The sequence below is a fragment of the Streptococcus oralis genome, assembly GCF_026782375.1.
GTDB lineage: Bacteria > Bacillota > Bacilli > Lactobacillales > Streptococcaceae > Streptococcus > Streptococcus oralis_CL.
In genome coordinates, this window is record NZ_JAKUWJ010000001.1 from 636,119 (window position 1) to 648,585 (window position 12,467).

The 12,467-nt window shown below is 41.2% G+C and carries 12 protein-coding genes and 1 pseudogene; 5 read left to right on the forward strand and 8 right to left on the reverse strand.

The genetic code is table 11. The features are described 5' to 3' along the window. Positions 1-50 precede the first annotated feature (50 nt). The 4 genes from MK409_RS03190 (at position 51) to lysS (ending at position 3,627) form a co-directional block, all read left to right on the forward strand. Positions 51-893, forward strand: a complete 843-nt coding sequence (locus MK409_RS03190) for a DUF368 domain-containing protein (protein WP_268705315.1) — start codon at positions 51-53, stop codon at positions 891-893. After that, positions 893-1,375, forward strand: a complete 483-nt coding sequence (locus tag MK409_RS03195) for an aminoacyl-tRNA deacylase (protein WP_268705316.1) — start codon at positions 893-895, stop codon at positions 1,373-1,375. The genes MK409_RS03190 and MK409_RS03195 overlap by 1 nt, the downstream gene beginning before the upstream one ends. Continuing rightward, positions 1,375-1,998, forward strand: coding sequence for a histidine phosphatase family protein (locus MK409_RS03200; protein WP_268705317.1), 624 nt, complete (start codon positions 1,375-1,377; stop codon positions 1,996-1,998). The genes MK409_RS03195 and MK409_RS03200 overlap by 1 nt, the downstream gene beginning before the upstream one ends. 138 nt (positions 1,999-2,136) lie before the next feature. Beyond that, positions 2,137-3,627 carry a lysine--tRNA ligase gene (gene lysS / locus MK409_RS03205; RefSeq protein ID WP_268705318.1) on the forward strand — a complete coding sequence of 497 codons (1,491 nt, stop codon included), beginning with the start codon at positions 2,137-2,139 and terminating at the stop codon, positions 3,625-3,627. A 74-nt stretch (positions 3,628-3,701) separates the two neighbouring features. Here the strand turns inward: lysS and MK409_RS03210 are convergent. The 5 genes and pseudogenes from MK409_RS03210 to MK409_RS03230 form a co-directional block, all read right to left on the reverse strand. Beyond that, positions 3,702-4,540 (reverse strand): annotated as a pseudogene (locus tag MK409_RS03210) (amino acid ABC transporter substrate-binding protein). A gap of 15 nt (positions 4,541-4,555) precedes the next feature. Then, complete coding sequence (locus tag MK409_RS03215; protein WP_268705319.1) at positions 4,556-5,185, reverse strand: amino acid ABC transporter ATP-binding protein; 630 nt, start codon at positions 5,183-5,185, stop codon at positions 4,556-4,558. A 10-nt stretch (positions 5,186-5,195) separates the two neighbouring features. Further along, complete coding sequence (locus MK409_RS03220) at positions 5,196-5,837, reverse strand: amino acid ABC transporter permease (RefSeq protein WP_268705320.1); 642 nt, start codon at positions 5,835-5,837, stop codon at positions 5,196-5,198. A gap of 138 nt (positions 5,838-5,975) precedes the next feature. Then, the gene (locus MK409_RS03225; protein ID WP_268705321.1) at positions 5,976-7,205 is read right to left on the reverse strand and encodes a tetratricopeptide repeat protein; all 1,230 of its coding nucleotides are present in this window, start codon (positions 7,203-7,205) and stop codon (positions 5,976-5,978) included. Further along, positions 7,195-8,361, reverse strand: a complete 1,167-nt coding sequence (locus MK409_RS03230; RefSeq protein WP_268705322.1) for an AI-2E family transporter — start codon at positions 8,359-8,361, stop codon at positions 7,195-7,197. The genes MK409_RS03225 and MK409_RS03230 overlap by 11 nt, the downstream gene beginning before the upstream one ends. A gap of 144 nt (positions 8,362-8,505) precedes the next feature. Between MK409_RS03230 and MK409_RS03235 the strand changes: the two genes are divergently transcribed. Next, complete coding sequence (locus MK409_RS03235; RefSeq protein ID WP_268705323.1) at positions 8,506-9,519, forward strand: lactonase family protein; 1,014 nt, start codon at positions 8,506-8,508, stop codon at positions 9,517-9,519. A 34-nt stretch (positions 9,520-9,553) separates the two neighbouring features. On the opposite strand, the gene MK409_RS03240 is transcribed toward MK409_RS03235, so the two are convergent. The 3 genes from MK409_RS03240 to MK409_RS03250 all read right to left on the reverse strand — a co-directional run bounded on the left by MK409_RS03240 (position 9,554) and on the right by MK409_RS03250 (position 12,461). Continuing rightward, positions 9,554-9,973, reverse strand: coding sequence for a F0F1 ATP synthase subunit epsilon (locus tag MK409_RS03240; protein ID WP_000068035.1), 420 nt, complete (start codon positions 9,971-9,973; stop codon positions 9,554-9,556). Between the two features lie 10 nt (positions 9,974-9,983). Further along, positions 9,984-11,390, reverse strand: a complete 1,407-nt coding sequence (gene atpD, locus MK409_RS03245; RefSeq protein ID WP_096407408.1) for a F0F1 ATP synthase subunit beta — start codon at positions 11,388-11,390, stop codon at positions 9,984-9,986. Between the two features lie 192 nt (positions 11,391-11,582). After that, positions 11,583-12,461 (reverse strand): F0F1 ATP synthase subunit gamma, encoded by an 879-nt coding sequence (locus tag MK409_RS03250; RefSeq protein WP_000301235.1) that lies wholly within the window; start codon positions 12,459-12,461, stop codon positions 11,583-11,585. Between the last annotated feature and the right edge of the window lie 6 nt (positions 12,462-12,467).

Here is a 12,467-nt window from a genome sequence, read left to right on the forward strand (position 1 = left end):
GTTATAATTGTTAGAATAGAGAAGAATTTTATGAAATTGAGGATTATATTATGTTTTCATGGATTACACGAGTTATTAAAGGAATTGTCATTGCCCTTGGATTTATCTTGCCCGGAATTTCTGGAGGAGTTCTGGCCGCAATTTTGGGTATCTACGAGCGAATGATTTCTTTTCTGGCTCATCCTTTTAAGGATTTTAAAGAGAATGTCCTATACTTTATCCCAGTAGCAATCGGGATGTTACTCGGAATTGGGCTATTTTCATATCCAATCGAGTATTTGTTAGAAAATTACCAAGTCTATGTTTTATGGAGCTTTGCTGGGGCTATCATTGGTACAGTTCCTAGCCTCCTTAAAGAGTCTACTCGAGAGTCTGATCGTGATAAGATTGACCTAGTCTGGTTCTGGACTACCTTTATCCTTTCAGGAGTCGGGCTCTACGCGCTAAACTTTGTTGTTGGTTCACTTAGTGCCAGTTTCGCTAGCTTCATCCTAGCGGGAGCTCTGTTGGCACTTGGTATCTTGGTGCCTGGTTTAAGTCCGTCAAATCTACTCTTGATTTTGGGACTGTACGCTCCAATGCTCACTGGTTTTAAGAGCTTTGATTTATTTGGAACCTTCCTTCCTATCGGAATTGGTGCAGGTGCAACCCTCGTTATCTTTTCAAAATTGATGGACCATGCCTTGAACAACTACCACTCCCGTGTTTATCACTTTATCATCGGCATTGTTCTTTCAAGTACTCTTTTAATTTTGATTCCAAATGCTGGAAATGCTGAAAGTATCCAATACTCTGGACTTTCCATTGTGAGCTATGTTCTCGTTGCCTTCTTCTTTGCGCTTGGTATCTGGCTTGGTATCTGGATGAGTCAGTTGGAGGATAAGTATAAATAATGGCAAAAAAAGTCAAGATTAAAAAAACCTTGGTCGAACAAATCTTGACCAAGGCAGGTATTGACCATACTGGTATTCAAATCAATGCGCTTGAAGGAGAACTTCCTCCTGAATACTTCAGAAACCAAATCTTTAAAACCTTGGCTCTTATGGGAGACAAGACAGGACCAATTATTGGAATTGTTCCCATAACAGAACACCTCGCCGAGAAAAAACTAGCAAAAGTTTCTGGCAATAAAAAAGTGAGCATGATTCCACAAAAAGACCTAGAAAAAACGACAGGCTATATTCATGGGGCTAATAACCCCGTCGGCATTCGCCAAAAACACAATTATCCTATTTTTATTGATCAGACTGCTTTGGATTTGGAAAAAATGATCGTCTCTGCTGGAGAAGTCGGGCATAGTATCATCATCCGACCTCAAGACTTAACCAGCTTTGTAAAAGCAGACTTTGCTGATATCTTGGAGGAAAACAACTGATGAAACTCTATTTTGTCCGTCATGGTCGGACTGTCTGGAATCTTGAAGGACGTTTTCAAGGTGCTAGCGGCGACTCTCCCCTTCTTTCAGAGTCCATTGACATCCTAAAACAACTGGGCCAGTATCTCAAGGAAATACCTTTTGATAAGATTTATTCTAGTGATTTACCCAGAGCAGTTAAATCTGCTGAAATTATCCAAAGTCAACTCCAGCCCCCTTGTCCTTTAAAGAGCATTCCTGACCTACGTGAATGGCAACTTGGCAAACTAGAGGGATTAAAAATTGCTACGCTCAATGCCATTTACCCACAACAAATCAAGGCCTTTCGCTCTAATCTAGCTCAGTTTGATACGAAGATGTTTGAAGCTGAGTCCCTCTACAGTACTACTCAGCGAACCATTCAGTTTATCAAATCTCTGAAAGAAAGTCCGGATGAAAGAATTTTGATTGTCGGGCATGGGGCCAATCTCACTGCTAGCCTTCGTACACTTTTAGGCTATAAAGAAACTCACCTCCGCAAAGATGGAGGCTTGGCCAATGCTAGTCTGACAATTTTGGACACTGAGGATTTTGAAACCTTCGCTCTGGAAAGATGGAATGACACTTCCTATCAAAGAAAATAATGGAACTTGATCTTAATGGTCAAGTTCTTTTTAGTTTTCAAAGAATATCCGTGAATTTCTCTGCTATTTATGATAAAATGGGAGTATCGCAAAAAATGACTCATCGTATCAAATTTTGAGTAAAATTAGGAGGAACCCATGTCTACAGAACATATGGAAGAACTAAATGACCAGCAGATCGTTCGCCGTGAAAAAATGGCTGCGCTCCGTGAACAAGGAATCGATCCCTTCGGAAAACGTTTTGAACGTACTGCTAACTCTCAAGAACTAAAAGACAAATTTGCAGAACTTGATAAAGAACAATTACATGAATTAAATGAAACTGCTACTATCGCTGGACGCTTAGTAACTAAACGTGGTAAAGGAAAAGTTGGCTTTGCCCATCTTCAAGACCGAGAAGGTCAAATCCAAATCTACGTTCGTAAAGATGAAGTCGGTGAAGAAAACTACGAAATCTTCAAAAAGGCTGACCTTGGTGACTTCCTTGGTGTCGAAGGTGAAGTCATGCGTACAGATATGGGAGAACTTTCTATCAAGGCAACTCACATCACACACTTGTCTAAAGCACTTCGCCCTCTTCCTGAGAAATTCCACGGTTTGACTGACGTTGAAACAATTTATCGTAAACGTTACCTTGACTTGATTTCTAACCGTGAAAGCTTTGAACGCTTTGTCACTCGTTCAAAAATCATCTCTGAAATCCGTCGTTATCTAGACCAAAAAGGTTTCCTTGAAGTGGAAACACCTGTTCTTCATAATGAAGCTGGTGGTGCTGCTGCTCGTCCATTTATCACACACCACAATGCACAGAACATTGACATGGTGCTTCGTATCGCGACGGAACTTCACTTAAAACGTCTTATCGTTGGTGGTATGGAACGTGTCTATGAAATTGGCCGTATCTTCCGTAACGAAGGAATGGACGCCACTCACAACCCTGAGTTCACTTCCATTGAAGTCTACCAAGCTTATGCGGACTTCCAAGATATCATGGACTTGACGGAAGGTATTATCCAACACGTTGCTAAATCAGTTAAGGGTGATGGTCCAGTAAACTATCAAGGAACTGAAATCAAAATCAACGAACCATTCAAACGCGTTCACATGGTGGATGCTATCAAGGAAATTACTGGTGTTGATTTCTGGCAAGACATGACTTTCGAGGAAGCTAAAGCTATCGCTACTGAGAAGAAAGTTCCAGTTGAGAAACACTACACTGAAGTTGGTCACGTTATCAATGCCTTCTTTGAAGAATTTGTTGAAGAAACCTTGATCCAACCAACCTTTGTCTACGGTCATCCAGTAGCTGTCTCTCCACTCGCGAAGAAAAATCCTGAGGACGAACGCTTTACTGACCGTTTTGAGCTCTTTATCATGACTAAGGAGTACGGTAATGCCTTTACTGAGTTGAACGACCCGATCGACCAGCTTAGCCGTTTCGAAGCCCAAGCTAAAGCTAAAGAGCTTGGTGATGATGAAGCAACAGGTATCGACTACGACTACATTGAAGCCCTTGAATACGGTATGCCACCAACAGGTGGTTTGGGTATCGGTATCGACCGTCTCTGCATGCTCCTCACGGATACAACTACTATCCGTGATGTATTGCTCTTCCCAACAATGAAATAAACTCTTATCCTCTGGTACTTTCCAGAGGATTTTTCGATGTAAAAAGAGACTGAGGAAAAACTCAATCTCTTTTCTTATTCTTGATTTTTAACTTGACTGGTAGCTACATCTTCCCCAAACCATTTTTGGCTGATTTCCTGGAATTTTCCTTCTTGGTATAGTGATACAAAGGCTTGATTTAGAGCAGCTAGCAAAGTTTTATCAGCAGGTCTAACACCCACTGCAAAAGCTTCACTTTCAAATCCTGCTGAAAAGACATTGTAGTCATTTAATATTCCTTCAGACTGAAGGTAGTAATTGGCATAAACACGGTCAATCAATAAGGCATCAATCCGATCATTTTTCAAATCAATTAAGGCTTCATTGAAACTTTGGTATTGATTTGCCTTCTGGTCTTTCACTCGATTCTTGAGTAATTCTGGTTGGCCTTCAAAATTCAAATAGCCAGAAGAACCAGCCTGGACCCTAAAACTTTGTCAGTCATATCCTTAATTGAGTGGATATTTTGAGACTTTTTAGAGACCAAAACTTGTTGATTTTCCATGTAAGGAATGGTAAAAGCAATCTTCTCTTTCCGTTCATCTGTAGCTGTATAGCCATTCCAGATGGCATCAATAGTACCGTTTTGTAGTTCGGTTTCTTTCATATCCCAGTCGATGGGTTGAAATTTAATCTGAATTCCTAGCTTTTCAGAAACAGCTTGAGCTAAGTCAATATCAAAACCTGCATACTGGCCATTCTTTTCCTCAAATCCCATGGGAACAAAGGTATTGTCAAAGCCAATGGTAATGCTTCCCTGCTTTTGATAATTGGCCCAATTATCCTGATTTGGATCACTTGCCTTCTGAGTACAAGCCGTCAGGAAGAAACTAAAGAACAGTGCAATTACAAGGGCAATTTTCTTTCTCTTCATAGGCACCTCCTACTCCTACTTTGGATCAACCTTAAGGATCTGATCAGCAATGTTTTCAGCAAACTGAAGATCGTGGGTTACAACAATCTGGGTCATGCCACGCTCTTTATTTTGAAGGATAAGTTTTTCCACCTCTAACCGTAACTCTGGGTCTAAAGCTGATGTAGGCTCATCATATCCGATAACTTCTGGGTTTATCATCATGGCACGCGCTAAGGCGACACGCTGCTTTTGTCCACCAGATAAGGAAAACGGAAAGGCTTCAGCATGACCTGATAACCCAAGTTGTTCTAACAAACCACGCGCCTTCTTCTCAGCAACTTCCTTCTCCATATTCATTGTTTTTATAGGAGACAGAGTTAAGTTATCTAAAACTGACAAATGCGGAAAGAGTTGAAAATCTTGGAAAACAAATCCCAGAAGATTGCGCTTTTCTAGTTCGTCTATAGCTAGCGATTCGCCGTTATAGTAGATTTCCCCAGAATCGATGGTTTCCAATCCAGCTAGCATACGTAACAAGGTGGTCTTTCCGCCTCCTGATGGACCTACGATTGCAAGGATTTGCTTTTCAGGAATTGATAGGCTAAAATTGGTTAAGATTTGTTTGCCACCAAAGGCCTTGTTGATGTTTCGTAATTCTAACATAGCAATCCTCCTATCTGTAATAACTGTACTTCTTCTCAAGTTTTTTCGCTACAATGGTAACAAGACCAATCATGATCAAATATATCGCTCCAGCCAAAAACATAGGAACTAGACTAGCATCCCGATTGGCTGCTGTTCGACTAGCCAAGATCAAATCTGAAATCCCCAAGGCATAGACCAAAGAGGTATCCTTGACTAAACTCATAATCTCATTAAAGACACTCGGTAAGACGATTTTTGTCACTTGAGGAAGGATAATATAGCGAACCGTAGCAAAGGGGCTAAATTTTAACACTTTTGCAGCCTCGTACTGTCCTTTCGGAATGGTTTCAATCCCACCACGAAAGATTTCAGCAAAGTAGGCTGCATAGTTTAATACAAAAGCGATCACAGCAGCAGGAAGACGATCCAAACGTATCCCAATGCTAGGGAGAACATAGTAAATAAAGATTAATTGCAAGAGCAAGGGAGTTCCTCGCATCACCCATATATAGAGATTAATCAGATAATGGAGGGGTTTCCAATGGATTTGCAAGGCAAAAGCGATGATAATCCCTAAAGGAATTGAAAAGATTAAGACCAGAGCAAAGACTTGAAGAGTCATACTTGCACCGTTCAATAAACTTGGTAATATCTCAAACATATAAGACATACTGCACCTCCTAAAAATTATTGTTCCTATTATAGCATAAATAAACAATTTAGCAAGGATTTTTGTAAAAAAATTCTATTTGTTTCAAAAAAACGTATCTGTCAAATTGACGGATACGTTTTTTTAGAGAGATAACTTTTAAAGTGTTTCTAAGAGTTCTTGCATCTGAACATCATCTGGAATCAGTTTTAAATATGCTTCAGCTTGCACTTTGGCTTCTTCAAAATACCCCAATTCACGCAGGAGATAAGTATACTGCTCCAGAAATTCAGGATTATCCTTGAGATCAAGCGATAGTTCCTGATAAAGCTCATAAGCCTTATCTAAATCCTCGATTTCCTGGTAAGAACGGGCAATCATCCACTTAGTAAGGAGATTTTCAGGTTCTTGACTTTGGAGAGCAATAATATCCTCAAATCGCTCTTGTTCCATATAAATGGTTGCGAGTCGAAGGAAAATCTCCTCAAGATCTTCTGCATCTTCTTTTGCAGTAAGGAGAAAGTCCTCCGCTGCCTTAGCATCATGCAATTCATAAGAAAACTGAGAAGCCTCTAACAAGAGCCGAGTTTCAAATGGATTTTTCTCCAAACCCTGTTTAACGATACGAAAGGCTTCTTCCACCTGATGTTCCTTGTGCAAGGCTTGACTATAACCATACTCATATCCTTCAAAATCAGGTGAAATGGTATCAATCTGCTTAAAGCAAAGAACAGATTTTTGATACTCTTCTTGGTCAAAGTAAAGACTAGCCAGTTCAAAAGCAGCTTGATCATCGTATTCTAGTTCTAAGGCTTTTTCTAGGAATTCAGTTGCAGCTTCAAACTTGCCTAACTGAGCATATGCATAGCCTATTCGTTGGTAGGTTGATACGCCCGTTTGTTCGTAAATATAGCGGTTGTCCAACTGAGCGTAGCCTTGAATGGCTTCCTGATAGTTTCCTAACTCACTATCCAACTCAGCCAAACCAAAAACTAATAAGGCATCATCTGAGTAATTTAAGGCTTCCAGTAACTTTTCGCGTGCTACATCCGTCAAACCTTCCAGCTGATAGAGATCTGCTTTCAATACCAAAGCCGATACATACCAATCACTATCTGGTGTGATATCTTCCAGATAGGCAAAGGCTTCCTCAACATTTCCATCCTCGCTAGCAATGGTTGCCAGGTTCAGATTCACTTCTGGAAATTCTGTCACAATTTTTAGATAGATTTCCTTGGCCTGAGGATAAAAGCCAATTCCCTCAAGATAATTTGCTAGTTCGTAGAGAACTTCGGTCGAATCAGTTTCAAGTGCTTTGCGAAAATACTGATCTGCTTTGTTTAGATCTTGTTCATCCAAAGCCTGGAGCATGCGTTGACTATTGTTCACTCTTGCTTTCCTCCCCTTCTTCTTCATACAAACCGCTGACCTTTTTGTACCAGTTAAAGACAGCAGAAATAACTACCTTAGCGGAGGCATAGACAGGGATTCCCAGCAAGACTCCCCAAATACCAAACATAGAACCTGAAGTTAGGAGAACAAAGAGGACATTGATGGGATGAATATTGAGCTGACTCCCTAGAATAAGAGGTGAAACGAAGCGTCCTTCAATCGTTTGTTCTACGATAAAGACAATCACAACTTTCAATAGCATGACAGGTCCTGCTATTAAGCCCAAAACCAGAGCAGGTAACATCGCTAGAAAACTACCCAAGTAAGGTACTAGATTGAGGATACCAGCCGTAATACCAAGAGTCACAGCATATCTGAGACCAATAATCTTAAAGAAGATAATAAACATAATTGCCACAATAATAGCAACTGTAACCTGCCCTCTAACATAGTTTGACAACTGTTTATTAACATCTGACAAAACTTGTCCGACAGGTTCTTTTAACTTGTTTGGGATGAATTTAGTCAGGTAATCTCGCAAGCCTTTCCCATCTCTCAAAAGATAAAAGAGCATGAAGGGTACGATAATAACCGCAACAATGACCTGGGAAACGCTACTGATAAAGGCGCTAACCCAGTTAACAGCTTGAGAAGAGATTTTGCTGGCCCACATGGTCGCCTCACTAGAAACATTGGAAAGAACCTGCTCCAACTGTGGTCTAAAATCATCTGGCAAGCGTTTGGTTACAAGGTCATTGATCACCTTATCAGCATCTTCCAGGTATGTCGGCACATTCTTCGCAAAATTTAAGACTTGACGTTGCAGATTAGGAATTGCGACTGCCAGACCCCAAATGATAAAAATTCCAATAATGACAAAAACAATACTGATTGCAAGCACACGATTGATTTTGTGTTTCTCCATCCAGTCAACAATCGGATTGAGGAGGTAATAAAGTAAACCAGATAAAATAACTGGCAACATGACAACCCCTAAAAAGTCTAAAACGGGTAAAAAAATAAAACTAATCTTACTTAGAATGAAAATGTTTAACCCCAGTAACAAGGTTACTAAAAATACAGTGATAGCTTTGTTATCTAAAACCCACTTGAAGAACCAAGATAGGCTAAAATGTTTCTCTTTATGTTCCATAAATACATCCTTTCTGTCATTCTCTCATTATACCATTTTTAATCTAAAATAACTCTTTTTTAAAGTGCTTACATAAATAAGACTGATGCATCATGGCAGTTATTTTGTGGTATAATGAACTTATCATTATTAAGAGGTGTGGACATGAAAGAAACTGTTTATTTTGGAACTTATACTCGTCGCTTATCTAAAGGGATTTATAAGGCAGATTTTGATACAGAAACAGGCCAGCTTGCAAACCTTGAACTTTTTGCTGCTGAACCCAGTCCGACCTACCTTGCCTTTGACCAGAAACAATACTTATACACCGTAGGAAGTCAGGATGGCTTAGGTGGCATCGCTGCTTACAAGACCGATGGCACTTTGTTAAACCATGTAGTTGAAGATGGCGCTCCTCATTGTTATGTGGCAGTGGATGAAAAGCGTAGTCTCGTGTACGGTGCCAACTACCATAAAGGTCAGGTTCTAGTTTATAAACGTCAAGCGGATGGTAGCCTCATCCAAACGGATCTAGATCAGCATAGTGGACAAGGTCCTCATGAAAACCAAACTTCCCCACATGTACACTTTACGGATCTAACACCTGACCAGTATCTCGTCACCTGTGATCTAGGTACAGATGAAGTAACGACCTACGATGTTACTCTAGAAGGCAAACTAAGTAAACTAAATACTTATCAAAGCCAGCCTGGAGCAGGTGCTCGTCACATCGTTTTTCATCACCACTATAAGATTGCCTATCTCATCTGCGAACTGAATAGCACCATAGAGGTCTTGATTTATGATGGTGTTGGTGAGTTTGAACGCATGCAAGTTATTTCGACCTTGCCGGACGGGTATACGGGCTTTAACGGTACTGCTGCTATACGTCTTTCAAAAGATGGTAACTACCTCTATGCTTCCAACCGAGGCCATGATTCCATTGCAGTCTATACAATCCTAGCTGATGGTAGTTTGGAATTATTAGAGATTGTTCCAAGTCACGGTAAAACACCACGTGATTTTGATATCACACCTGATCAGGAATTTTTGATTGCTGTTCACCAAGATTCTGATAATACAACGGTCTTTAAGCGCAATCCTGAAAGTGGTCGTCTTGCAGAGCTTTCTAACGACTTCCATGTCCCAGAAGCAGTTTGCATCAGTTTTTCTAACTAAGAAAAAAAATGAACTTGAGTTTCAAGTTCATTTTTTATAGTTTATTTCTAACATTAATACGGTTAATGGCACGTTGAAGAGCAATCTTAGCACGTCGTTCTTGGTCTATTAAATGCTTTTCATGGGCTTCTTCGATTTCTCGTTCGGCGCGAAGTTTGGCACGTTCCGCACGACTGATATCAATATCACGAGCACGCTCTGCTGAGTCGGCTACAATGGTAATGATGTCATTGGCAATCTCGATAATCCCCCCGTTCACTGCAATCCAGTTTACATGAGTATCATCATCGATTCGCTTTACCTTTACTTCATCAACCGCTAAAACCGCAATCATATTTTCATGTCGTGGCAAGATCCCCATCTCACCATCCAGAGTTCGAACCGATACAAAGCTGGCATGGTGATCATAGACGAGGCCATCTGGTGTCACGATCTGGACAGTTAACTGAGCCATAGGTCACCTCTTAAAATCCCATTTTCTCTGCCTTAGCAATGACGTCTTCGATTGAACCGACACCACGGAAGGCATCTTCTGGTAGCTGGTCATATTTCCCTTCAAGGATTTCCTTAAAGCCACGAACCGTTTCCGCTACTGGTACATACGAACCAGGTTGGCCAGTAAATTGCTCCGCAACGTTGAAGTTTTGTGACAAGAAGAACTGGATGCGGCGGGCACGCGCAACCAAGGTTTTTTCTTCATCAGAGAGTTCATCCATACCAAGGATAGCAATGATATCTTGCAATTCATGGTAACGTTGAAGAACACGTTTAACTTCCGCAGCTACAGCATAGTGCTCCTCACCAACAATCTCAGGTGCCAAGGCACGAGAGCTTGAAGCAAGTGGGTCAACGGCTGGGTAAATCCCCAACTGTACCAACTTACGTTCCAAGTTAGTCGTTGAATCCAAGTGAGCGAAGGCTGTTGCTGGCGCTGGGTCAGTATAGTCATCCGCAGGCACATAGATGGCTTGGATAGAGGTTACAGAACCCTTCTTGGTTGATGTGATACGTTCTTGCAATTGACCCATCTCCGTTGCAAGTGTTGGTTGGTAACCAACGGCTGATGGCATCCGACCCAAAAGGGCAGATACTTCTGAACCAGCCTGAGTGAAACGGAAAATATTGTCAATAAAGAGAAGCACATCTTGGCCTTCTACATCACGGAAGTATTCGGCGATGGTCAAACCAGTAAGGGCAACACGCATACGGGCTCCTGGTGGTTCATTCATCTGACCAAATACCATGGCTGTTTTCTCGATAACGCCTGATTCTTTCATTTCCCAGTAAAGGTCGTTCCCTTCACGAGTACGTTCCCCAACACCGGTAAATACTGAAATACCACCATGTTCTTGGGCAATGTTGTGAATCAATTCTTGGATCAAGACGGTTTTACCAACTCCGGCACCACCAAAGAGTCCAACTTTCCCACCTTTAAGGTAAGGGGCAAGAAGGTCGATAACCTTAATCCCAGTTTCGAGAATTTCAGAAGAGGTAGACAACTCATCAAAAGTTGGAGCTTTTTTATGAATTGGCTGACGCTCAGCGTCTTCAGCAAAAGGAGCATCCAAGTCAATGGTATCTCCCAAAACATTGAAGACACGTCCCAAAGTTTCTTTACCTACTGGAACCGAGATTGGACGACCTGTGTCCAAAACTTCCATTCCACGAGTCAAACCATCTGTTGATTCCATGGCGATCGTACGGACCATACCATCTCCCAACTCCAAGGCTACTTCAAGGACGATTTTTGTTTTTCTTTCGTCATTCTTGTAGACGACAAGTGCATTATTAATCTCAGGAAGTGGTTCCCCTGCTGCAAACAAGACGTCTACAACGGGTCCGATAACCTGAGCAATTTTACCTGAACTCATCTCCTTCTCCTATTCTATATAAGATACTGTCGGTTCCTAGCTCAACTAGGTCCTAATACTCTTCGAAAATCAAATTCAAACCACGTCAGCGTCGCCTTACCGTACTCAAGTACAGCCTACAGCTAGCTTCCTAGTTTGCTCTTTGATCTTCATTGAGTATAAGTTCATTTTCATACGAGCTGGACTAAAGCCTTATTCTAAGGCGCTAGCACCTGCTACAATTTCTGTAATTTCTTGTGTAATCGCCGCCTGTCTGGCACGGTTATACTGGATTGTCAAATCATTGATAACTTTCTTGGCATTATCAGTCGCTGTCTGCATAGCTGTCATACCTGCGGCATTTTCAGCTGTCTTGGCATCGATAATAGCCCCGTAAATCATACTTTCAGCATACTGTGGCAACAATTGCTCCAAAATTTCTTCTCGGCTTGTTTCCAACTCAAATGTCAAGCTATACTCCTCGTCTGCTTCGTTCGGATCGAGGTCTACAATCGGAAGCATTTGCTCCACACGCATTTGACTTGTGAGCGTATTAACGTGGTGATTGTAGCAGACATAGAGTTCGTCAAAAAGTTCATTTTGATACATTTCAATCGTTTTTGAAATAATTTTTCGAACTTCATCAAAACTTGGTTGGTCGGCCAAGCCCCGCAATTCATAGATTGGTTGAATGCCACGAGCCTTAAAGAAATCAGCCCCCATACCACCAATACAGATAACTTCAAAGTCATCACCATTTGGATGATATTCTTCTTTCAGCTCCATCACAGCTTTAAGGATGGAGGCATTATAACCTCCAACCAAGCCACGGTCTGAAGTAATAACGATATAGCCTGTTTTCTTAACTGGACGACTAATGAGCATTGGATTGGTAGAGCCACCAGATCCGTTACCATGTAGAATATCCGTCAAAAGCTTACGAACCTTCTGAGCATAAACTTGAAAATTGCGTGCTGCTTCTTCAGAGCGACCTAACTTAGCAGCCGATACCATTTGCATGGCATTAGTGATTTGACTAGTATTCTTGGTTGAGGCGATTTTTGTTTTAATATCATTTAGAGATACTGCCATCTGACA